Consider the following 24,066-nt stretch of genomic DNA (forward strand, 5'->3'; position numbering starts at 1 on the left):
AAATGATTGATCAGCTTCTAAAAGACAATGTTCGTAGAAATATTCAGATTGATGCTAAAGACCTTGAGACGTTTTGTAAGCACTTTTCTTTGACCACTATTAAGAAGAAGGATTTTCTAATATCACAAGGTGAGATTTGCAAGTTTGAAGGATTTGTTCTAGAGGGTTGCTTTAGAGTATTTACAATAGATAAAAAAGGAAACGAAAACACCTTATACTTTGCAGCCAAAGACTGGTGGCTCATGGATATTGATAGCTTCATGAATCAAAATCCTTCCCAATTAAATATTCAAGCTTTAGAAGACAGTCAGGTACTTCTCATAGATAGGCAAGATAAACTATCATTATATGAGTCACTTCCTGTTATAGAAAAGTTATTTAGGGTGATGTCTCAAAAGGCTTTGGTAGCGTGGCAACGGCGCTTAATTCGTAATCATTGCTTAACCGCGAAAGAACGCTATCAGTATTTTATTAACACTTATCCTCATATTGCTTCAAAACTGACGGATAAACAAATTGCACGCTATTTGGGGGTAACCCATGAATTTTTAAGTAAATTTAAAAAGAGTACTTAAAAAAGACAGCTTATACACACTGTTGAACAAGTTCAACTATTTTATCAATTTCATTTGTAAACTTTGCACTGAAATTATAAATCAATTAATTATGAACGTACTAAAACAATTCAAAATGTTGGTGCTTATTGTGGCACTCATCGGTTTAACAAACGTAACCTATGGTCAAATAAGTAGTGATATTTCTCATGAAGAAGCTTTAAAAGTTCTTTTAGAAGCAAAGAAAATGGCCGAAACCGATAATGTTTTGGTTAATATTGCAGTAGTCGATGCTGGAGCGAATTTAAAAGCGTTTATTAGAATGGATGACTCCTACTTAGGTAGTATTGATGTTGCCATAAAAAAAGCAAAAACAGCACGGTATTTTAATATTGATACAGGAAAGCTAGGAGAATTAACCCAACCCGGGGGTATTATTTATAACATAGAGCATTCAAATGGTGGGTTAATGACCTTTCCGGGAGGGTTGCCTATCAAAAATAAAGAAGGTAAGGTTATTGGAGCTATAGGTGTTAGTGGCGGTACTATTGAACAAGATAGAGCAATTGCTACAGCTGGGGCACAAGTGATTTTAGATTAACAGACTACATTTAAGAAAGACATATATTATGAATAGCATTAAAAAAGCAATCTTATTGGCTGTAATAGTATTAACTCACTTGTGTTTTGGGCAAGATGCCGACAATTTGATGCTTTACAGAAAAGATTTTAAAAGTATTTCTGGTACCAATACCGTTTCCGTTACCAGTTATGAAAAAGGAGGCGTTCATTACGTTTATGCAGGTGGCATTGGCGACGTTGATGTTTACAGAATAGATAAGGAGGGTATACTTACCCCAATTAGCAAACACGAACTGTACAAGCAAAAAGGGCCGGCGCGAGGCATGGTAGCAGATAATATTAATGGTACCGATTTTCTTTTTGTAGCCAATAAATATGGTAATGTTATTGAAACATTCAAGATTTTAGATAACGGCTCCTTAGAGCGTGTAGCTTTGGTTGAAGATACTGATGAAACCCATCTTGCCGTTGCCATAACCTTACAGGTTATTCATATGAAATCTGATTCATACCTATTTGTAGGAGGTTTAGAGGATACGCCAGGACTAAGTTCATTTAAAATTGAAGATGATGGAAAATTAACCCATGTACAATCCATGAAGGATGACGACACCATATTTACCGATGGTATTATTGGGATGTACGTGCACAACATAAAAGGAAAAACGTATCTATATACTGGCGGATTTCAAGATAATGGTATAAGTAGTTTTAGAGTGTACAACAATGGCACCTTTAAAAATATTAACAATATTGGAGATAATACTACAAACAGGTATTTAACAGGTACGTATCCTGTTACTGGAGCCAAGCTTGGAGATAATTACTATGTGGTGGTTGGCCACAGACACCATAAGTATTATAAGCGTAATGGTTTTATAAAAAGACCAAATTTTGTTTATCATGGTGATGCCGTAACTGTATTTAAGGTCGATAACAAAGGAGCATTGGTGGAACATACTATTTTAAAGGATGACGAAACAACCAGGCTTCAGGGACAAACAAGAATTGAAATGGTTTCAAACAACGGTGAAGAAGCTGTTTTTGCGGTAGGAACTAGAGATGATGCAAGCATCCAACTTTGTAAACTTGATAAAGCCGGAAATCTTACACCTATTAACTACTTAGAAACAGGTTTTTCTATATACTATGGCTTAAAATCCCATAGCATCGGAGAAGACAATTTTTTAATTGCAGGGTCTTTTCGATCTGATTTAAGAAAAGTTGTAAGTTATAAAGTGTCCCCTAAAATTGATAGAACAGGTCAGGAACTAAAACATATTGTTCATCTTAAATATAAGGAAGATGCTCCGAAGGAAAAAGTAGAAGAAGCAGTGCAAGCCTTTGTTGATCTTAAGAATAAAATACCAGCAATAGCTAAATTTGAATGGGGAGTGAATGATAGTACTGAAGGTCATGATAAAGGATTAACACATTCTTTTGTGATTACTTTTAAAGATGAACATGCCAGAGAGCAATATTTGTTTCACGAAGCCCATATAGCCTTAATTAATAATTATGCGCCTTTTTTTGCTGATGCTGTTGTGATGGATTATTGGACCGAAAAATAATAAAGTGTCTATTCGTATTTAATATAAATTCAATGAACAATTTAAAAAATAAAAAAGCCATCATCACTGGGGGTGGTAAAGGCTTAGGAAAAGCTACAGCACTAGCTTTCGCTAAAGAAGGTGTTGATGTAGCCATCACAGGGCGACATGAAGCTGTTTTAAAAGAAACAGTTTCAGAGATAGAGGCTTTAGGGGTAAAGGCTATGTATTCGGTATTTGATGTTGGTCATTATGATCAGGTTAAATCTAGTATAGAGCATATCGTTGATACTTTAGGCGGTGTTGATATTTTGGTTAACAATGCTGGTATTGCGGGTATTGGCTCTTTTTTAGACATGTCGGTAAAAGATTGGAGTGCCATGATACAAACCAATCTTATGGGGATGTATTATGTAACTAAAGAGGTCCTTCCTTATCTTGTCAGCCAGAACGAAGGTGATATTGTCAATATTTCCTCAACTGCCGGATTAAGTGGTAATCCTAATATTTCAGCCTATTGCGCATCAAAATTTGGTGTTATAGGTATGTCTGAATCCTTAATGAAGGAAGTTCGTAAAAATAATATTCGGGTGGTGACGCTAACTCCTAGTACTATTGAAACCGAAATGACTATTGACTTGGGGATGCTTGAAAAAGGTTCTGAAAATGTACTGCAACCAGAAGATTTTGCAGAATTAATTGTTTCAGGTTTAAAGTTGCCTAGACGGGCTATGTTGAAAAGTGCTGCGTTATGGACTACTAATCCTTAGTCGACATTGTTTAAAAATAATATAAAAAAAGCGTTTCTTGGTGAAACGCTTTTTTCTTTACATTTACTTTATGTTTTCATCAAAAAAACGATTAGATCGGGCTTATAAAAATGCTAAAGTTATTGAATTCAATGACGATAGTAAGTTCATTCTGTTTAGTGATTGTCATCGAGGTGATAACAGTTTTGCCGATGATTTTGCTAATAACAGGAATATATATTACCATGCCTTAAAATATTATTATACAGAGGGTTTTACGTATTGCGAATTAGGTGATGGTGATGAACTTTGGGAAAACCTATCCTTCAATTCTATTTTTAATGCGCACAAAAATGTGTATTTACTTATGAAGCTTTTTCACACTGCGGGTAGATTACACATGATTTGGGGTAATCATGATATGGTTTACAGAGATGCAAATTATGTTAAGGAACACTTGTCTACTTATTTTGAACCGAAAACAGGAGAAGACGTTTCGCTTTTTAAAAACATAACATATCACGAGGGGCTTGTTTTAAAACATAAAAAGACACAGCAGGAGGTGTTTTTAACGCATGGTCATCAAGCCGATTGGTGGAACTATACGTTTTGGAAATGGAGCCGATTTATGGTGAGAATTTTATGGAAACCTTTAAACCTTATGGGTGTTGCAGATCCTACCAGTCCTGCAAAAAACTACAAAGAACTTATAAAAGTTGAGCGTAGAACCAAAAAGTGGATTGCAGATCACAACAATTTGCTCACAATAGTAGGCCATACACATAGACCACGATTTCCGGAACCAGGAGATATTTCTTTTTTTAACGATGGAAGTTGTGTGCACCCTAGAAGTATTACAGGTATAGAAATAGAAAATAGTTCAATTTCCTTAATAAAATGGCAGATTTCTACCAAAGAAGATGGAACCCTTCAAATAGTAAGAACATTATTAGAGGGGCCACGAAAACTTGAAGATTATAAAACAGATTGACAGGTTATGATTCAAAGGCACTACAAAGGGTTTGTCAATACACCTGTTTTATGGCAAAAAAATACGGTTTTTGATTTAGCTCAGTTTGAAATTGAGACAACCATAAGTCAAATAAACATACATCTTGATAAAACCTTAAGGCTAGGGAAATATGTAGAGCGTTTGGTTTCTTTTCAACTACATCAAAACCCCAATATTACTATTGTAGCAGAAAATGTTCAAATTCAAAAGGGCAAAGAAACACTTGGTGAATTGGATTTTTTATTGGTCCAAAAAGAAACTCCTATGCATTTAGAAGTTATCTATAAGTTTTACGTCTATGACCCAACGGTAGGTGAAACAGAAATAGATCATTTTATTGGGCCGAACCGAAAAGATGCATTAAAAACAAAGTTGATAAAACTAAAAAAGAAACAGTTACCGCTTCTATATTCTGAAGCTTGTGCGCCCTATTTAGAAACTTTTAATCTAGATGTTAACCTTATGGAACAGCGGGTATACTTTAAAGCACAATTGTTTCTTCCTTTTTTTGGTCAACATATCCAGCTGCAATTGCTAAACAATAATTGTATTAAAGGATTTTATATTAATAGCAACCAGTTAAGACACCTTGAAGACGGCAAGTTCTATGTGCCTAAGAAAAAAGATTGGTTAACAGAGCCCTGTACCCAAGTAAATTGGCTTAGCTTTCAAAATTTTAAAACCTTAGCCCAAACATTTATTGCAGAGCAGTATGCAGCATTATTTTGGGTTAAGTTTAAAAATGGGGTGATTCAAAAGGCCTTTTTTGTTTGGTGGTAGTCAATTACTCCGGTAAGCTAGAAGTCAATACCCTTTATTTTTTTATAGTCTAAAATTGCTTTACTATCAGAGAGCAGAGACACGTAATAACAAACACTTGACAAACGCTTGTATAAACTGGGTTCTGTTACATGAATAGTGTCTGGCAATCCTTTCAAAATTAGGGAGTCATAATTTGAAGCGGTATTATTAAAACCGTTATTTATGGCTCTGGTATAGGTGGTTAAAAGGGTATTGATAACGCCATATCCTGCAATTTCTTTATCAATAACCTCTGTTGATTGATAAATGTTTTCCACACTAATTTTAATAATATCTTTTATTTGAGCCTCGTACTGACTTTTATCTAACAAAGCGCAATCAAACGTTCCGTTTAAAATAGCATCTTCGTGTTTCATAAATATGTCTACCGCTTCATTGATTAAGCTTCCAATAGCCAAAGCGCGTAAATAGCCTATCCGATCTTGTTTCGTAGACAACGCATAGTAATTTTCAGGTTTTATGGTATTTCTAATGATTTTTGATAAATATTCAAGAGCGTATTCTTCCTGAATCAAACCTAGATTAATACCATCTTCAAAATCAATGATGGTGTAGCAAATATCATCTGCAGCTTCTACCAAATAAGCCAAAGGATGTCTTGAAAAGCTCACACTTTCAGTACTTCGTTTTATTAATCCTAATTCAGAAGCAACCTCTAAAAAAATCTCCTTTTCAGACTGAAAAAAACCATACTTTTTATCAGCAATATGTGGTGATGGCTTTTTAGGTAAGGATTCTTTTGGATATTTCATAAAAGCGCCGAGTGTGGCGTAACTTAAACGTAATCCCCCTAGGCGCCCTTTCCTGTGTTCGGTTAAAATTTTAAACCCGTTGGCATTACCCTCAAAATCACATAAATCTTGATATTCTTTATCGGTTAATTGATCTTTAAATGCTTTGCCAGAACCGTTTATAAAAAACTCGCCAATAGCTTTTTCACCAGAGTGTCCAAATGGCGGGTTTCCAATGTCATGAGCTAATGCTGCGGCCGCAACAATAGCACCAAAATCATTGGCTTGATAACCGTGTACCTTTTGCAAATGCGGGTGCTTTTCTAAGAGCTTTTGGCCTACACGTCGGCCAAGGGAGCGTCCTACAACACTTACCTCCAAACTATGTGTTAAACGGGTATGAACAAAATCTGTTTCAGAGAGCGGGATGACCTGTGTTTTGTCTTGAAGACTTCTAAATTCTGAAGAAAAAATGATTCTGTCATAATCTACTTCAAAGCCCAGTCGGGTTTCATCTTGTTCTTTTCTTATACGTTTATTGGTGTCGCCAAAGCGCTTTAAGGATAGTAACTGTTCCCAATTCATTGTCGTCATTTAAGTGCAGGCAATATACTAAAGTATTTGAAAAAATTAGTGTAAAACACGCTTTTCAAAGGGTGTTTTAAATTTAAAATAGATTTCAAATATATCTTTTAAATGGCGTCTTTGGGATTTAAAAAGAGAATGCTGTTAACATTAAGATAACATTTTAATCATGGATGTTTAAACTTGTGGTAACACTTAAATTGTTTTGAGCTCGTTTCTTTGCATAAAAATTAGACTGTAACTAATGAAACAATATATATATTTAGTAGCCTTTTTTATTTCAGCCTTCGGTTTTGCACAAAATACGGGTACTATACAAGGTAACCTTCAAGATTTAGAGGCAAATAACGCGCCGCTTATATTTGGAAAAATTTCTATTAAAGAAACAGGTGCTGAAGTGCTTTCAGATGAAAACGGGCACTTTGCAATTAATGATATCAAAGCAGGAGAGTATACTTTGGTGTACAGTTTTGTAGGATACGAAACGAAAGAAACCAAAATTCAAGTTACTAACAACAAAAGCACTTATGTAACCTTACAACTTGCTGCAAGCACTATATCATTAGACGATTTAGTGTCAGCCTTAGCAAGTAATAATTCTAAAAGCAATACTGTAAATAACTAAATTCTAGTTGGTTTAGAATAAGAAATTAGAATAAAATTAGATAAAAGCAATTTCCAACTATACGGAAGTTGCTTTTTTATTATAAAGCATCTTGTTATTCTCAAATATATTGATGTTAACTTATTGTAATGAAATTTGACTTTTAAGAGAAAGTCTTAACGTTTAGCTAACACTTTTATTACCGTTCTTTAACCAAGAGGTAACGCTATGTTTACAAAACGGTAGTTCCTTTGCGCCAAGAAATCTAGACAAAAATTATGAGAAAAATAACGATATTGTTAATACTGTTTATCACAGGTTTCACCTATGCGCAAACAGGATCTGTAGTTGGTAAGCTTACAGATAAAGAGTATAACAACGAGCCACTAGCTTTTGCTAACGTACTTATAAAAGGTACGACCAAAGGAACCACTTCAGATTTTGATGGTCTTTACGCCTTTAATGATCTTCAAGTAGGTGATTATGTGTTGGTTTTTAGCTTTGTAGGGTATGAAACTCAAGAAATTCCTGTAACAATAACGGCTGGAAATGTTAGCGAATTGAATGTAACCATGAGTGCAAGTGCAGCTTCTCTTGATGAAGTTGTGATAACAACTACTACCAAACGCGAGAGTGAAACTGCTTTATTACTTGAACAGAAAAAGGCAGTTACTATCAAGCAAGCTATTGGTGCACAAGAATTGGAAAAGAAAGCCGTTTCTGATGCGGCCGATGCTACATTGAAAGTAACAGGTGTTAACAGAAAGGAAGGTTCAAGTAAAATTTATGTTAGAGGTTTAGGAGATAGATATAATAGTACTTCTTTAAATGGTTTGCCTCTTCCATCAAACGACCCTAGAAACAAAAACATTGATTTGTCTCTTTTTAGTTCAGGAATAATACAGAATGTTGGAATTTCAAAATCCTTCAATTCTAGTATTTCTTCAGATGTTGCTGGAGCTAACGTTGATATAGTGAGTAAAGAAATGTCGGGAAAATCATTCTTTAAAATAGGTGTCTCAACGGGTATGAATACGCAGACTACATTTAAAGATTTTAAAACTATAGATGGTTCAAACTGGTTCGGAACCGTAAAAAACACCCATCACCAAGTTAGAGATTTAACGGTTTATAGTTTTGATAATAGTTATTCGCCCAACAAAATAAAAGCGAATCCTAATTTCGGATTAAGCTTAAACTACGGAACCAAAATTAACATTTCTGATGAAAGCAATATCAGCATCTTTCTTGTTGGTTCAACCAGTAATGCATATAACTATCAGGAAGGTAGATCAGAAAATATAGTTGATGTAGGTAACGTAGGAACACAATTTGACACTCAAACGTATGACTATGGTGTAACCAACATGCTGATGGGAAGTTTAGCTTATAAAATTAATAACAACAACAAGATTAGCTATAACCATTTATTCATACACTCTAATAGTCAAACGATAGAAGATTTCATTGGAACTACACCTGATATTGGGCGTGATGAAGATGATAACCGTTTGGTAAATTTAATCCTTCAAACAGAAGTACAAAACAAACTTTTTGTTAATCAGTTGCTATCTGAACATAAAATAGGAGAATCTTTTGACATCAATGCTGGTGTTAGTTATAATGCTATTTATAATGATGAACCAGACAGAAGAAAAAATACGTTCATTATTGAAAATGACTTTAACAGAACCAGAATTTCACAAAACGCAGTAAGAGATAATAGTAGATTTTATGGTAATTTATTTGAAGAAGATATCGCTGGAAATTTGAATTTTATTAAATACATAGGTGAGAGTAGATTAGAAAATAAAGGGCAAGTAGCTTTTGGTTATAACGGAAGATACACAAAAAGAAAGTTTGATGGTATCTATTTTGATCACAACTTCACCAGTCCAAGAACTACATTTGTAGATGTAGATAATCTTGATGCAACTTTCAATCAAACAAACTTAAATGATGGTGTGTTTGGTGTAGAAACCTCAAGAGGAAGAAATAATGAGGACCCAGAAACTTATTTGCCTCAGCTTTATGATGCAGATAAAACGATTCATGCTGGATATGGAGATTTGGTTTACAGGTTTGGAGAAAAATTTACTGCAAATGTTGGTGTTAGAGCTGAAAACGTAAAAATGAACGTGTCATGGGATACAAACATAGACTTTCCAGGCTTTTCAAACAACAGTGAAATTGCTTTAAATAAACAATATATTTTACCTGCTTTAAATTTAAAATATCAGTTAAATGATAAGATTAATTTAAGAGCATCTGGTAGTGTAACATACACGTACCCACAGTTTAAAGAAATAGCTCCTTTTACCTATGAAGGTATCAACTATCAAGAATCTGGTAATCCAGGTTTATTACCATCAGATAATTACAATGCTGAAATTAAGTTTGAATTATTTCCAAAGAAAACAGAATTAATTGCAGTTGGGTTGTTTGGTAAAATAATTGAAAATTCAATTAACCGTTTAGAAAGAAATTCGGCTGTTGAACGTGATTTTACTTTTGATAACTCTGGTGATGCTACCGTTTTTGGTGCTGAAATTGAAGCTAAAGTAGATATTTTAGATAATGAAATTGATGAAAATAAAGCTCAGATTTTAAGTGTTGGATCAAACGCCACTATCATGCACACAGATCTTAAGTTTAATACAAATAATACGCTGTTTAATTACACAGGGACAAATTCACAATTAGAAGGGGCATCACCTTTTACTATTAATGCCGATGTATCATACAAGTTTACTAACAATGATAAAGAAACTATTTCAACATTAGTTTTCAACTATCAAAGTGATAAAGTATTTAGTATTGGTACAAACTTTAAAGAAAATATTATAGAAAAAGCGGTACCAATAATAGACTTTGTGTTTAGCCATAAGTTCAATAAAAAAATTGGAGTTAAATTCAACGCTAAAAATTTACTGAATCCAAGTTTTGAACGCTATAGGGATATTCCTGAAAAACTGACTATGAACACTTATAAAAAAGGTGTTACCATTTCAGCAGGACTCTCTGTTAATTTATAAAACTTAGCCTTCCAATTTGGAAGGCTTTTTTTATATTAAATCATGGACTATAATCTATAAACATAGGCTTAACATTGGCCTGTATACTTAACATAATCCTAATATACCGATAAAACTCTAGTTAAAACTAATAACTTCTTTTGCATTGAAATAATAAATAAAACAAATTAGAATAATAAAAATGAAAAATTTAAAAACATTATTAATACTTGTATTAACGGCTTCAATTATTTCTTGTTCATCTGATGATGATAATAGAACTATTACCCCTCCAGGAGAAGGTGGAGAAATTATTGAGAATGAAATTAAAGGAGAAATATCTGCTGATAGCAAATTACTGTCTTCTATTGAGTATACCTTAACAGGATCATTAACAGTAAAATCAGGTGCTACTTTAACCATTGAGCCAGGAACTCTAATTAAAGCCAAAAGTGGTAGAACTGATGTTTTTTTAGCCGTAGAAAGAGGCGCTAAATTAATTGCAAAAGGAACGGCCTCTCAACCTATTAAATTTACTTCTGATGCAAGCTCTCCAAAAGCAGGAGATTGGGGTGGCTTAGTATTGGCTGGTAGAGCACCTTCAAACAAAGGTACCGATGTACAGTCAGAAGTTGCAGGATTACTATACGGTGGTACTGAGGCTGATGATAACTCTGGCGAGCTAAGCTATGTAATCGCTGAATATACGGGTGCGAAAATTAACGGTGAGCAAGAGTTTAATGGTATTTCTTTCTTTGGTGTTGGTAATAAAACTGTGGTAAATAACATTGTGGTAAATAATGGAAATGATGATGGTATTGAATTTTTTGGAGGCACGGTAAATGTAACTAACGTGTATTGCTCAAATATTGCAGATGATATGTTTGATTGGACTGGTGGTTATACAGGAACAATAACAAACGCTTTTGGTGTTCGTAATGATGGTTTTGATGCTGCAACTGATGACCCAAGAGGAATTGAAGGGGATAGCAACAGTTCAGACGCTACGGCTACTCCAATTTCTACGCCAACGTTAAAAAATGTAACCATTCTTAACTTAAATCCAGATGTACAGCTTAAAGCAGGAGCAGAAATAAGAAGAGGTACAGTAGCTACTATTAACAATATCTTATTTGCAGCTTATGGAACTGCGTCATTTGGAAATAGAATTGACACAAAAGATGATAAAGGAGACGGAGAGTTAACTATTACAAATGCTTATGCTCAAGGAACAGTTGGTGATGATAAAATTGGTGGAACACTTACAGGAGTTGTTTCTGAAATCACTGATGGTATCACAGTTCCTGCTAATAATACAGTGCAAACAAAGGCAGGTGTAGGTGCTGATTTATCAGCTTTTGCTTGGGCAAATCCAAGTTTTGTTGTAACAAAATAAGAGATAACATAGCTTTTCAAACGCTATCAAATAAAAAAGCATCCTAAATTTAGGATGCTTTTTTATTTAAATAAACACGATCGCTTTATAACGAAGCAACATTTTTACTATAATCTACTACTTTTTTTTCACCGTTTACCCAGTGTATCCATTTGCCGACTTTCTTCCCATTATCATAATTTGCAGAAACGATTTTTTTGCCTTCTGTGTCATAACTTAGCCACACACCATGTAATTTACCATCTGCTGTATAAGTTCCAGTTTGACTTACTACACCATTGTCATGATAATAAACTACCTCAATAAGATTGGTGTCTTTGTTATGCTTTAATACTCTTTTTTGTTGAGCAAAAGAAACCACAGTTATTAATAAGGCAAAAAGAAATGAAATTGATTTCTTCATAATTATGGGGATTTTAATATTATAAAGTAAAGATATAAATTTGTTAACTTTCAAACAACAATTACATAACATTAATTTAACATTGAAATTATTAAATATTGTCTTTCATCATTTTGCAATATTATTAAATACGAGATAACCTTAATAATTAGTTAATATTAAGGTTACATTAACATCAATTTAAACAGTGATATTTGCTCTTGTCTTAAGACAATAATTAGTATTTCATATAATCTATTAGTTTTTGTCGACTACATTATCATGATTTCTAATGAGACTGCCTGTGGCCGAGGCAGTCTTTTTTATATCCCTTATTTAACATTAAGGAAACATTAAGTTAACATTATTGTTGGTTCTTTGCAGCGACAAAAACTGATACATTAATGAAAACAAAATCTACCCTATTTGGGGTGATTCTGCTTACTTGCGCAACTGTATTTGCACAGGAGGTAAAAACTGCCGAATTTGGCAAAGGACTTTTTAATATTATTGGTAAAGACAGTACCTTTACCATGAATTTTGCCTTTAGGTTTCAATTACTCGGCGTTTCCACGTGGCAAGAAAATGGGCCTAATGATTTAAATTTCTTAGTGCGCCGTTCAAGATTGAAACTTAAAGGTTTTATCTATTCTCCAAAATTACGTTATAAATTTGAGGCAGGCTTATCAAACAGAGATATGTCTGGAGGATCTTCGGAGTTTACCTCAGGATCTCCAAGGTTTATTATGGATGCTCGTGTGGAATGGAATTTTTTCCAAAACTTTGAATTATGGGTGGGGCAAGGCAAACTTCCTGGAAATAGAGAACGTGTTATTTCTTCAGGAAATCTACAGTTAGTAGACCGATCTATTTTAAACAGACGCTTCAATATAGACCGTGATATTGGTTTCCAACTGCGACATCATATTAATCTCACAGATAAATTCATTTTAAGAGAAATATTTTCTCTGTCACAAGGTGAAGGTCGTAATGTAACGAGTGGAAACCTTGGTGGTCACCAATATGTGGGCAGACTAGAGCTCCTTCCTTTTGGGAATTTTCAAAGCAAAGGTGATTACAAAGGTTCCGATTTAAAAAGGGAACAAACACCTAAACTTTCGGTAGCAGCCAGTTATGAATATCATAACAACGCAGTAAAAACTAGAAGTAATCAAGGAAGTTACATGCGTATAGATGGTGATACTGGTTTTTATGAAACCAATATTAACACTGTTTTTATTGATGGTATGTTTAAGTACAAGGGGTATTCTTTGATGTTTGAATACGCTGACAGAATTGCCGATGACCCCATTGCTAAGAACTCTGATGGTACAGAAACAGGTCAGATTGTGCAAATTGGTCAGGGTCTTAACATACAATCTGGATATTTGTTTCCATCAAATTGGGAAGTTACAGGTAGGTACTCAAATATTAAAATGGATGAGATAACAAAAGTGAATTCAAGCGCTATGTATACACTTGGGTTTTCTAAGTTTTTGGTGGGGCATAAGCTAAAAGTGCAAAGTGATATTAGCTATACAGATATTCAAGGTAAAGCCAATGAATTTATGGCGCGTTTACAAATGGATATACACTTTTAAAATATAACAATTACATAACACATTACTCAATAATACTCATGATATTTGCAAACTTAATTCAACAAAATCCTATGGATAACATTTATTTGTACATGATTATAGCCTTAGCCATTTTAGCGATTGCTGATTTGGTGGTTGGGGTTAGTAATGATGCAGTAAACTTTTTGAATTCGGCCATTGGGTCTAAAGCTATTTCTTTTAAAACCATCATGATTGTTGCCAGTTTAGGGGTAGCAGTTGGCGCCGTTTTTTCAAGCGGTATGATGGAAGTTGCCAGAAAAGGTATTTTTAATCCAGGAGAATTTATGTTTGATGAAATCATGATCATTTTTATGGCGGTCATGATAACCGATATTCTTCTGCTCGATTTTTTCAATTCGGTGGGTATGCCAACCTCAACAACGGTTTCTATTGTATTTGAATTATTGGGAGCTGCGGTAGCCATAGCCTTAATAAAAATTGGTCATGATGGTGGAAATTTTAGTGATGTTATTAACTACATAAATACCTCAAAAGCCTCTCAAATTATTTTTGGTATTTTACTCTCGGTAGTGGTTGCCTTTTCCATTGGGGCTATTGTACAATGGGTTTGTAGATTGCTATTATCATACAATTTTGAAAAGAAAGCCACTTGGGTAGGTGCTTTGTTTGGTGGTTTTGCCTTAACTGCAATCACCTATTTTATTTTTATGAAAGGCTTAAAAGGAACATCTTATGCAAGCCAGTCTTTTGATATTCTTGGCGGCGGTACCATGAAAGATTTTTTAGAACAGCAAGTACTCTCCATTGTTGTGGTATCTTCTGTATTTTGGTCTTTGCTTTCGTATGTGTTTATTTCCTTTGCTAAAACAAATATTTACAAGTTAATCATTGTGGTTGGCACATTTGCTTTAGCGCTTGCATTTGCTGGTAATGATTTGGTAAACTTTATTGGTGTTCCTGTAGCGGCTTATAATGCGTTTCAAGAATGGACTGCCTCAGGGTTGGCGGCTGGTGAATTTTCTATGGAAGTTTTAGCCAAAAAAGTTCCAACAAATAACTGGCTATTATTTATAGCAGGTATGGTAATGGTGCTTACTTTATGGTTCTCTACTAAGGCCAAAAATGTGGTTAAAACGTCATTAGATTTATCTAGCCAAGGAGAAACTAAAGAGCGTTTTCAACCTAACTTTTTATCTCGTGGTTTTGTAAGATCTGCCATGCTAATGTCTCAAATGACGGCATATATGCTACCGGAATCTTGGCAGCAAAAAATTGACAAGCAATTTGAAGTTCCTACTTTGGCTATTGCTAAAAACAAAAAAGTAGACTTACCCGCTTTTGACTTGGTTAGGGCGGCAGTTAACCTTATGGTTGCAGCTGTGTTAATCTCAATTGCAACGTCGTATAAACTACCTCTATCTACTACTTATGTAACGTTTATGGTAGCTATGGGGTCATCATTAGCAGACCGCGCATGGGGAGCAGAAAGTGCGGTGTACCGTGTGGCTGGTGTAATTAATGTAATTGGCGGATGGTTTTTTACAGCCATTAGCGCCTTTACAGCAGCTGCTTTAGTGGCTTATCTATTAAACTTGAACGTTAATGTAATGTTCCCTATTTTACTACTGACAGCCTTTTCACTCTTGATTAGGAGTTCTATGGTGCATAGCAAAAAGTCAAAAGAAATTAAGGCAGAAGATAGTTTAATAAAAGCTGAGAGTAGTTCTGTTCAAGGCGTTATTCATGAAAGTGCTGGTAATATAGCCAATGTTGTAAAACGTGGAAATAAGATTTATACAAACTCCATTAACGGACTTGCTAAACAAGATTTAGCCTTGTTAAAAAAGAATAACAAGCAAATACTTAAGCTATCTCAAGAGGTGGAAGGCTTACGTGATAATATTTTCTATTTTATTAAAAATTTAGACGACTCTAGTGTTGGAGCAAGTAATTTTTATATAAATATTTTAGGATACTTACAAGATATGACACAATCTTTGGAGTACATTTCAAAGGTAAGTCATAAGCATGTTCATAACAATCATAAAAAATTAAAATTCAACCAAATAAAAGAGTTGAAAGAAGTTGATGATGCTCTTGAAAAATTATTCAATGACACCAAAGAGGCCTATGAAGCACATTCCTTTGATGTGATTGGTGATATTTTAAATGAAAAAGATGAGTTGTTCAACATGTTAACAGAAAAGATTCAAAAACAAGTAGAGCGTACAAGAACAGAAGAATCTAGCCCGAAGAACACCACACTTTATTTTGGTCTATTGCTAGAAACTAAAGATTTACTGGTGGCTACAATGAATCTGTTAGAAGAGTATCATGATGCTCATGATGGTTCGGTAAAACCTGCCACGCTTGATGTAGTTGATGCCATTACTGTTGTTGAAGGAAAAGATAAAAAAGAAAGTTAAGTTTAAATAAAACTACTGAACAAAAAGTCATTATTTTTATTAGAAATAATGGCTTTTGTTTTAATGCCCATTTTCATCAAGTAGAGAGTCGATTTTACCATAAAGTAATTCGGCTACATCAATGAGTTTTTTAATGATAGCATTTACATTTGTGTAATCATTAAATAAAGACGAAGCTTCTTCGGCGGAAATTAAATTTTTCCTAATGAGTTTGTCAATAGACTTGTTGCTTGATCTTATTTTGTGTTTTGCTTCTTTTTTGAGGTCTTTTAATTTTAAGGTGTATTTTGTTTCATCGCTTTCTGTTCTTGACAAATAGATAATGCGCAGCACGTTGATGATTTTTTTTCGATAGCCATCATATTCTTTTTGCAAATGCTCATTATCAGTTCCCATGGCGAAAGAAATGTTTTTATTTAATTCTCTGCTGTCTTTTATAATTTCAACCATTTTTCTATTGGCTATTTTAATATTTGTAATGGCCTTAATTTGGTTGGTGTTTAATTTCAATTTACTTTGGGCTATAGAGGCATATTTAATAATCTCACTATAGATTATTTTAACTTTTGAGTAGTATAAATCGTTAATATCTATCTTAAAATCTATATCAGATTTATCTATTATTGAATTTAATTTTTCAAAAGATTTCACATCGATTCTGTGAATGTTTAAAGCGTGCGATACAATTTCAAATATGCTATTTTCAAAAAGAAACGTTGATTCTTTAAGCAATGCTGATATTACGGTGCTAGGAAATTTCAATACCGCAGAATTAAGATATTTGGGCTCGTTGACATCCTTAGATGTTCCTTTATCTTTTATAAACCGCATTAATAATGCTTCTAATTGCTTTATAAAAGGAATCATCAAAACAACACCTAATACGTTAAAAATAGTGTGAAATATGGCAAGTTTTAAGGTGTAGTTTGTAGCCGATATATGGGTAAAATCGGCAATGTTATTAACTAAACGAGCCAAGGGAAAAATTAATAGTATGGCAACAATACCCGTAATACTATTAAAAATAAAGTGAGCAGCTGCTAATCGTTTTCCCGCAATATTAGCTCCTAAAGCTCCCAAAACAGCGGTAACAGTAGTGCCTATATTGGCGCCTATAGCCAACGCCAGTGCATTCTCATATTCAATTTGACCAGCAGACAAAGCGGTTAATATCAAGGCTAATGTGGCACTGCTCGACTGTAATATAGTCGTAATTAAAACGCCTAAACCTGTATATACAATCACGCCTAAAAACCCAGAAATAGCATATTCAGATAAATCAATATGGGTTTTAAACACCTCAAAACCTTCTTTCATATAATGAATGCCTAGAAAGAAAAAACCTAAACCAGCAAGTACATGTCCAACACCTTTTAAGGTGATATTTTTTTGAAATGTGAATACCACACCAAATACCAACATAGGCATGGCTAATGCCGAAATTTGAATTTTAATACCAAAACCTGCTACTAACCAGGCCGTTGCTGTGGTGCCTATGTTAGCGCCAAAAATGAGTCCTAACCCGCCTGCCAGAGATATTAAACCAGCACTAATAAATGAAATAGTTATAACAGAAACTAAAGAACTTGATTGAATAAGGGCGGTGACTATAGCTCCCGCAGAAATGCTTTTGTAAAGTTTGTCTGTGGCTTTTTTTAATATAAGTTGTAGAGGTCCTTTTGTAAAAACCCTAAAGCCTTCTTCAAGCATCACCATACCAAAAAGTAAAATGGCAATACCTGCTGAAATGGTTCTAAAATTAGGATTCAGGTATAAAATAATGCCTAATACAACCAGACCCACAAAAAAAATTGATTTCTTTAGCATGTATCAGGAAAAAATCATAAAACATCCATGTCTTTACCAATATCATCTAAGGCTGAAAGCGCGTCCTGCTTTGCATGAAACCGCTCAATATCTACCACAAATGTTTTAGAAAGGGTGTCATGCCAACCACGACCTCCTGCCCCCAAAAAAGAAAGCGCTTCAAAAGGAATAATTCTTGAAAAACTTCTTTTTAAAAAGTCTATGGGTTCTGGATTGGACCCATCCAACATAACCACTTTTGTTTTTGTAATATACTTTCCAATCGTCCTGCCTTTCAACAACCATTCACTAAAAAAGTATAGTAAAGCGAGCATGCTTCCTGTAACTAATCTGTCTAAAAACGGATTTACATGTTCTAAGCCATCAACAAAATTTTCAAATCCAGTAACATCATCAACAAACGTATAAACGAGGACAGAAATTAATATGATGACACCATAGAACAACCCAATAAAAAGAAGTAGGTCAATAATATAATTGGTAAAACGACTTCCTTTACTGGCATATAAATCTGGCGTTACAGAAAATTGAGCATCCATATGCTATATATTTGATTAGTATCCCTAAAATAATGTGAGTTCGACATAATATTTTTTGCTACATTTCTGATTTTAACAATTTAAATGGTAAATCGATTAGAATCGAGACCTAATGAAAAGCATAAATTTAAGGCTACTCGAGTCTACTCGAAGTGACATCATCCATATTTAATGGTAATGAAGCCATAAATAATGGATTCTTATATCGAATTCACATTAAATATATAACTTTCTTATTCATGTAAGTGTTTTTGATGACTGTTTTTATAGGTGAATACAGAATGTTTTTTTATTAAGATGACTAAATTTGCCAAAAAACTTAACTTTATGATATCTACAAACGAATATTTTGGTGGGCAAGTAAAATCTTTAGGATACACCACAACTGAAGGAAAATCTACTATTGGTGTTATGGAAGCAGGTTCTTATGAATTTGGTACCACAACGCATGAAACCATGACCGTTATTGAAGGCGAAATGTTGGTACAACTACCTGAAAGTACAGATTGGGAAACGTACCAATCTGGTGAGTCCTATAAAATTGATGCGAATAAAAGTTTTAAGGTTAAAGTGACAAAACAGGTTTCTTATCTGTGTCAGTATAAATAAGCCTTCAGCTAAAAAAAATACAATTTCATAATCTGAATGTGGGTTATTTACGTAAATGAAGTAAACCTAAAATTATTATTATGAAAAAAATTTCAATTTTACTCCTTACCGTGCTTACACTTTCGTGCGTTTCAAAAAAGAAGTATGTAGCGCTTCAACAAGAAAATGGCGAAATAAGAAGTGAGTTGCAAAAAACCAGAGTTGAAAAAGAAGATTTAGAAGCAAAATTTGCACAAATTCAAGAACGAGTTGATCGTTACAACACAAAAATTGCTTCATTAAAAGAGGAAAACGATGCTAAATTAGATGTTGTTGAGAATGTTGCTGTAATATCTGAAGATACTAAGGCTAAAATGCGTGAAACTTTGAAGCATGTTGATGCTGAGAAATTAGCTCAGGCAAAAACATTAAAAGATTCTATGAATTTAGCGGTTGCTTATAACCTTGAAAAAGTTATTGATAAAAGCAACTTAAATGAAGATGAAGACTTTGCTGTAAATATTGATGGTACCGTTGTTATGATTTCTATTGCAGATAACATGTTGTTTAATACAGGAAGTTATAGATTAAGTTCAAAAGCTGATCCTATTTTACAAAAATTAGCTGATGTTATCAATTCTGAAGCTAGTTTAGATGTTATGATTGAAGGACATACAGATTCAAGAACTATAAATACGGTAAACATTGCTGATAATTGGGATTTAAGTGTTTTAAGAGCAACATCAGTAGTTAGAAAGCTTCAAAACAAATACAATGTAGCACCTGAAAAATTAATTGCCGCTGGTCGTAGTAGTTACCAACCAGTTGCTGAAAATGATTCAGATGAAAATAGAGCAAAAAATAGAAGAACAAGAATTATTATTCTTCCAAACTTAGATAAGTTTTTTGCTTTAATGGCTGATGAAAGCTAGGAGTTAAACGAAAGGAATATAATAAAAAAGCATCTCAAATTTTTGAGATGCTTTTTTTGATTAACAACTTTTTGTTGTAGCAATTATCCTTCGCAACTAGCGCACTCTTTCTTTTGTTTAAATTTTTGAGCGGCATTCATACTGTGTTGATAATAGAGAGATTTTAAGCCAAGTTTCCAAGCGGTAACATAAATTTTATTAATGTCTTTTACAGGCATATCTGGGTGCACAATAATATTTACAGACTGGCCTTGATCAATATGATTTTGTCTGTTTGCCGCATGATATATAATAGTCAATTGGTCAATTTCAGAATAGGTTTTAAATACATCGCGTTCATGCTCTGTTAAAAACTCTAAATGTTGTACCGATCCATCATGATCACGAATACTACGCCATACCTCTGGAGTATTCATGCCTTTTTCTTCCAACAAGTTTTGTAAGTACGGATTCTTAATAGTGGTTTTTATTTTGGCAATATCTTTTACGTAGATATTAGACCAAATAGGCTCAATACCTTGCGATACCTGTCCTAAAATAAAGGCTGAAGATGTTGTAGGTGCAATAGCATTTAACGTGGCATTTCGTCTGCCATAGCCTTTTAAAACTTCTGGTTCTCCATATAGTTTTGCTAATTCTTCAGAAGCTTTATAGGATTTCTCCTGAATAAGCTTAAATATTTCACTGTTTAAGTTATATGCCTCTTGACTATCAAATCCTAACATTTTAGATTGCAGTAAAGAATGCCAGCCTAAGGCACCTAAACCAAGTGCTCTATTTGATTTAGCAAAATTATAAGCCCGCTCCATAAACATGAAGGTTTGCCTGTCATCTAAATCTTCAGAATCTCTATATTCTTCCAGCTTTTCAACAAACTCAGTGATTACAGCATCTAAGAAATACACCATAGTTTCAACGGCATCGGTATCTTTCCATTTATCATAATGCAATAAATTCACTGAAGATAACACACATACAAAAGACCATTTGTCATTAGAAGGTAACATGATTTCCGTACATAAATTACTGGCAACAATTTGATGTTTGTTGTCTTTATAGACATCGGCCGCTTGATTGTTGGCGTGATCTTTAAAGAAAATATATGGATACCCTATTTCACCTCTTCGTTGAATGACTTTTGCCCAAATAGAACGTTTATCAACATCACCTTCAATCATCTCTTCCATCCATTTGTCAGTAACAGTCACACCGTGAGTTAACTCCTGAATGGCATTTCCTTCGGTCCCAATTTCTAAAAACTCATGAATATCTGGGTGCTCCACTGGTAAATATGGAGAAAAACGACCGCGTCTTACAGACCCTTGGCTTACAACATCAACCATTTTTTCGAAAAGTTGCATGATATGTACCGCTCCAGATGAGGATCCGTTGTTTTTTACAGGCGCTCCTCTATGCCTTAAGTTACCAAAATAGCCAGAAGTACCACCACCTAACTTAGACATCATGCCAACTTCTGATTGCGTATAGAGAATGTTACCCATATCATCAGCAATGTTAGACCCAAAACAACTTATTGGCAATCCTCTTTTCTTTCCAAAATTAGACCAAACGGGTGAGGCTAAAGAGAAAAAACCCTCAGACATATACTTGTAAAACTTGTTTGCATAACCGTCAATTTTCAAAATCTGTTCTGCACGTTCAGCAATTTCACGAATGCGCTCTTCAGGGGTTGTATTGTCTGTTAAATAGCCTGATTGTAAAAATTTGCGACTATTTTCAGTTAGCCATTCAAATTTTAATTCAGCTACTTGTTTTTGATGAGCACTCTTAATTTGCTCTTTTCTTGCTTTAAGAAGTTGTTCTTTGCTAGACTGTTGTTCTGTTTGTGTTTCTGGTTGGTGTGTGTTAATTTTCATGTTTTAAAAAAGGTCGTCACTGGTTATACTTTTGGTTCTTTTGCTATAATTAATGGATCGTTTCACAAAGAAATCGCCATGCTTGGTGCCTATTATTTCATCATCAAACCACTCAGTTTGAGCTAATAATTCATCGTTTACTTCAAATACTTTATCAATACCTATGCTTTCTAATGAATTATTAAATCGGTTTTTAATAAACTCATTAACCACTTCTTTTGGTAAGAAATCCAATTCGCCATCCTCAAAAATCCAATCTACAATATCGCTTTCTGCTTTATATGCCGCTTTGCATATGGTTTGAATTTTATCATTATAGTCAGATCCGAACCAATCTGGATTTTCTTTTTTAATGATTTTTATAACATCAATACCAAAATCACCGTGAATTTGTTCTTCTTTTGATGTAGCTTCAACCACATTTGAAATACCTTTTAGCATGTTTTTATGCTTGTTAAAGGCCATGATGATTAAGAACTGTGAAAACAAAGACACATGCTCAATAAAAAGTGAGAACAGTAAAATAGACTCGGCATACTCTTGAATATTTTCACTTTTTGAGTTTTTAAGCGCTGTTTCTAAATAGTGAACACGTCGCATAATAACGGGCTTCTTTTTAAGGGCTTTAAACTCTGCATTAAGGCCTAAAATTTCAAGTAAATGCGAGTATGCATCATGGTGGCGTACTTCACTTTCTGCAAAGGTGGCGCCTACAGACCCTATTTCTGGTTTTGGCATTTTTTGATAAATGTCTCCCCAAAATGTTTTTACAGCAACTTCAATTTGCGAAATAGCTAACATGGTATTTTTAATAGCAGATTTTTCTGTTGTTGTAAGCTCTGCCTTAAAATCTTGAATGTCACTAGTAAAATTAAACTCAGTATGAATCCAGTAGGAATGTCTGATGGCATTTACATACTCATATAAATCTGGGTATTCATAAGGTTTTAAATTAATACGCTTTTCAAATATGTTTGTTTTACGTTTTCTGGCCTGTTCATCTCTATACAAAATATAGGCCTTAGCTGCATCATGAAAAGCACTGTCCATTAATTTGTCTTCAACAATGTCTTGTACCTGTTCTACAGTAGGTATGTATCTTGAATCAACAGCCTTTCTAGCTAAAAGCGCTTCAAATACGCGATCAGAAATAGTTTCCGCATCTGCTCTCGAACCATGGTTTACTGAACTCATCGCTTTTTCTATGGCGTTGGTAATTTTTTCAAGTAAAAACGGCGTAGTCTCGTAGTCTCGTTTTATAATATGTGATATTCCCATAAAACTGGTATTAGTTATAATTATTTTGCATTAGGCACAGGTTGGTTGTTAAAAACACATCAAATTAGGTGATACGCTTTAAAATAATTTTGTTTTAAAGTCACTTTAAATGGATGACATTAATAAACATGTATTAAACTAAAATGGTATTTTTAATCAGATTTGGGTTTAACAAATATTGCAAAATGATTGATACAATTTTCAAGGGAGGATAAAACGTTTTCAACAAGTTTTTAACAAATAATAAAAACACTAAAGATCGAGAAGTTTACACAAAAAAACTATTAATATTCTGGTTTTAAGTGTATTAAGTTTTTGTGAAATAAAAAAAGTTTACAAAAAAGATAACTCTTTAAAAAACAAAAACCCTTTTAAAATAAGGGTTTTTCAATGTTATTAATAGGTTAATTTAATGTTGTTAAAAAGTTTTGGCAACCTTTTCTAGCTCCGCATACCAATCTTCGCCAAATTTTCTTATTAAGGCTTCTTTAACAAATTTATAAACAGGAATTTGTAATTCTTTTCCAAGGGTACAAGCGTCATCACAAATTTGCCATTTATGATAATTAACAGCCGAAAATTCACTGTAATCTTGAACACGAACAGGGTATAAATGACAGGATACAGGTTTTTTCCAGTCTACTTCACCTTGATTATAAGCTTCTTCTATCGCGCAAAGCGCTGTTTGCTTTTCATCAAATATAACGTAAGCACAATCGGCACCATGAATTAAAGGAGTTTCTAATTCACCTTCTTCTGTCTTGATATACGCACCTTGCTCTTCAATAGCTTCAATACCCTCTTTTCTTAAAAAAGGTTTTACTTTAGGATAGATAGTTTCTAAAATTTCAGCTTCGGCTTCGTCTAAGGGAGCACCTGCATCACCATCAATACAACATGCCCCTTTACAGGTGCTTAAATTGCATAAAAAATCCTTCTCAATTATATCTTCAGATATGATGGTTTTACCTAACTGAAACATAAGTATACATATTAAAAACAGGCCACAAAAATAGACAAACTTTATCATTAAAA

The 24,066-nt window shown here is 33.8% G+C and carries 20 protein-coding genes; 13 read left to right on the top strand and 7 right to left on the bottom strand.

Features of this window, described 5'->3' with window-relative positions; translation table 11 throughout:
* Nucleotides 1-2 precede the first annotated feature (2 nt).
* The 6 genes from KFZ70_RS06630 to KFZ70_RS06655 all read left to right on the top strand — a co-directional run bounded on the left by KFZ70_RS06630 (nucleotide 3) and on the right by KFZ70_RS06655 (nucleotide 5,227).
* Nucleotides 3-575 (top strand): Crp/Fnr family transcriptional regulator, encoded by a 573-nt coding sequence (locus tag KFZ70_RS06630; protein WP_139695854.1) that lies wholly within the window; start codon nucleotides 3-5, stop codon nucleotides 573-575.
* Between the two features lie 91 nt (nucleotides 576-666).
* Nucleotides 667-1,155, top strand: coding sequence for a heme-binding protein (locus tag KFZ70_RS06635; RefSeq protein WP_139695852.1), 489 nt, complete (start codon nucleotides 667-669; stop codon nucleotides 1,153-1,155).
* Nucleotides 1,156-1,183: 28 nt separating this feature from the next.
* The gene (locus tag KFZ70_RS06640; protein ID WP_139695850.1) at nucleotides 1,184-2,707 is read left to right on the top strand and encodes a Dabb family protein; all 1,524 of its coding nucleotides are present in this window, start codon (nucleotides 1,184-1,186) and stop codon (nucleotides 2,705-2,707) included.
* Nucleotides 2,708-2,739: 32 nt separating this feature from the next.
* The gene (locus KFZ70_RS06645; protein WP_139695848.1) at nucleotides 2,740-3,456 is read left to right on the top strand and encodes a 3-ketoacyl-ACP reductase; all 717 of its coding nucleotides are present in this window, start codon (nucleotides 2,740-2,742) and stop codon (nucleotides 3,454-3,456) included.
* 70 nt (nucleotides 3,457-3,526) lie between these two features.
* Nucleotides 3,527-4,426: a metallophosphoesterase family protein gene (locus KFZ70_RS06650; RefSeq protein ID WP_139695845.1), complete on the top strand. Its 900-nt coding sequence runs from the start codon at nucleotides 3,527-3,529 to the stop codon at nucleotides 4,424-4,426.
* A 6-nt stretch (nucleotides 4,427-4,432) separates the two neighbouring features.
* The gene (locus KFZ70_RS06655) at nucleotides 4,433-5,227 is read left to right on the top strand and encodes a DUF1853 family protein (protein WP_139695843.1); all 795 of its coding nucleotides are present in this window, start codon (nucleotides 4,433-4,435) and stop codon (nucleotides 5,225-5,227) included.
* A gap of 17 nt (nucleotides 5,228-5,244) precedes the next feature.
* Here KFZ70_RS06655 and dgt read toward each other — a convergent pair whose 3' ends face one another.
* A complete protein-coding gene (dgt, locus tag KFZ70_RS06660; RefSeq protein ID WP_139695841.1) occupies nucleotides 5,245-6,585 on the bottom strand; it encodes a dGTP triphosphohydrolase in 1,341 nt (446 codons plus the stop codon).
* A gap of 244 nt (nucleotides 6,586-6,829) precedes the next feature.
* On the opposite strand from dgt, the gene KFZ70_RS06665 reads away from it, so the two are divergent.
* The 3 genes from KFZ70_RS06665 (at nucleotide 6,830) to KFZ70_RS06675 (ending at nucleotide 11,599) form a co-directional block, all read left to right on the top strand.
* A complete protein-coding gene (locus KFZ70_RS06665; protein ID WP_139695839.1) occupies nucleotides 6,830-7,210 on the top strand; it encodes a carboxypeptidase-like regulatory domain-containing protein in 381 nt (126 codons plus the stop codon).
* 257 nt (nucleotides 7,211-7,467) lie between these two features.
* The gene (locus tag KFZ70_RS06670; RefSeq protein ID WP_139695837.1) at nucleotides 7,468-10,224 is read left to right on the top strand and encodes a TonB-dependent receptor; all 2,757 of its coding nucleotides are present in this window, start codon (nucleotides 7,468-7,470) and stop codon (nucleotides 10,222-10,224) included.
* A gap of 181 nt (nucleotides 10,225-10,405) precedes the next feature.
* Nucleotides 10,406-11,599, top strand: coding sequence for a hypothetical protein (locus KFZ70_RS06675; RefSeq protein ID WP_139695836.1), 1,194 nt, complete (start codon nucleotides 10,406-10,408; stop codon nucleotides 11,597-11,599).
* An 85-nt stretch (nucleotides 11,600-11,684) separates the two neighbouring features.
* Here the strand turns inward: KFZ70_RS06675 and KFZ70_RS06680 are convergent, their stop codons facing one another.
* Complete coding sequence (locus KFZ70_RS06680) at nucleotides 11,685-12,002, bottom strand: toxin-antitoxin system YwqK family antitoxin (protein ID WP_139695834.1); 318 nt, start codon at nucleotides 12,000-12,002, stop codon at nucleotides 11,685-11,687.
* Nucleotides 12,003-12,385: 383 nt separating this feature from the next.
* On the opposite strand from KFZ70_RS06680, the gene KFZ70_RS06685 reads away from it, so the two are divergent.
* Together KFZ70_RS06685 and KFZ70_RS06690 are read left to right on the top strand one after the other, a co-directional pair.
* Nucleotides 12,386-13,582, top strand: a complete 1,197-nt coding sequence (locus KFZ70_RS06685) for a porin (protein WP_139695832.1) — start codon at nucleotides 12,386-12,388, stop codon at nucleotides 13,580-13,582.
* Between the two features lie 71 nt (nucleotides 13,583-13,653).
* Nucleotides 13,654-15,990 (top strand): inorganic phosphate transporter, encoded by a 2,337-nt coding sequence (locus KFZ70_RS06690; protein WP_139695830.1) that lies wholly within the window; start codon nucleotides 13,654-13,656, stop codon nucleotides 15,988-15,990.
* 60 nt (nucleotides 15,991-16,050) lie between these two features.
* Here the strand turns inward: KFZ70_RS06690 and KFZ70_RS06695 are convergent, their stop codons facing one another.
* The gene (locus KFZ70_RS06695) at nucleotides 16,051-17,817 is read right to left on the bottom strand and encodes a Na/Pi cotransporter family protein (RefSeq protein WP_139695827.1); all 1,767 of its coding nucleotides are present in this window, start codon (nucleotides 17,815-17,817) and stop codon (nucleotides 16,051-16,053) included.
* A 14-nt stretch (nucleotides 17,818-17,831) separates the two neighbouring features.
* Complete coding sequence (locus tag KFZ70_RS06700) at nucleotides 17,832-18,356, bottom strand: RDD family protein (protein ID WP_139695825.1); 525 nt, start codon at nucleotides 18,354-18,356, stop codon at nucleotides 17,832-17,834.
* Nucleotides 18,357-18,683: 327 nt separating this feature from the next.
* Between KFZ70_RS06700 and KFZ70_RS06705 the strand changes: the two genes are divergently transcribed.
* Both KFZ70_RS06705 and KFZ70_RS06710 read left to right on the top strand, forming a co-directional pair.
* Nucleotides 18,684-18,965 (top strand): pyrimidine/purine nucleoside phosphorylase, encoded by a 282-nt coding sequence (locus KFZ70_RS06705; protein ID WP_139695823.1) that lies wholly within the window; start codon nucleotides 18,684-18,686, stop codon nucleotides 18,963-18,965.
* Nucleotides 18,966-19,045: 80 nt separating this feature from the next.
* Nucleotides 19,046-19,876, top strand: a complete 831-nt coding sequence (locus tag KFZ70_RS06710; RefSeq protein ID WP_139695821.1) for an OmpA family protein — start codon at nucleotides 19,046-19,048, stop codon at nucleotides 19,874-19,876.
* An 83-nt stretch (nucleotides 19,877-19,959) separates the two neighbouring features.
* On the opposite strand, the gene KFZ70_RS06715 is transcribed toward KFZ70_RS06710, so the two are convergent.
* The 3 genes from KFZ70_RS06715 to KFZ70_RS06725 all read right to left on the bottom strand — a co-directional run bounded on the left by KFZ70_RS06715 (nucleotide 19,960) and on the right by KFZ70_RS06725 (nucleotide 24,013).
* A complete protein-coding gene (locus tag KFZ70_RS06715) occupies nucleotides 19,960-21,753 on the bottom strand; it encodes a ribonucleoside-diphosphate reductase subunit alpha (protein WP_139695819.1) in 1,794 nt (597 codons plus the stop codon).
* Between the two features lie 3 nt (nucleotides 21,754-21,756).
* Nucleotides 21,757-23,031 (bottom strand): ribonucleotide-diphosphate reductase subunit beta, encoded by a 1,275-nt coding sequence (locus KFZ70_RS06720; RefSeq protein WP_139695817.1) that lies wholly within the window; start codon nucleotides 23,029-23,031, stop codon nucleotides 21,757-21,759.
* Nucleotides 23,032-23,449: 418 nt separating this feature from the next.
* Nucleotides 23,450-24,013 (bottom strand): DUF3109 family protein, encoded by a 564-nt coding sequence (locus KFZ70_RS06725; RefSeq protein ID WP_139695815.1) that lies wholly within the window; start codon nucleotides 24,011-24,013, stop codon nucleotides 23,450-23,452.
* Nucleotides 24,014-24,066 lie beyond the last annotated feature (53 nt).

It is taken from the genome of Allotamlana fucoidanivorans (assembly GCF_045788535.1).
Taxonomy (GTDB): Bacteria; Bacteroidota; Bacteroidia; order Flavobacteriales; family Flavobacteriaceae; genus Allotamlana; species Allotamlana fucoidanivorans.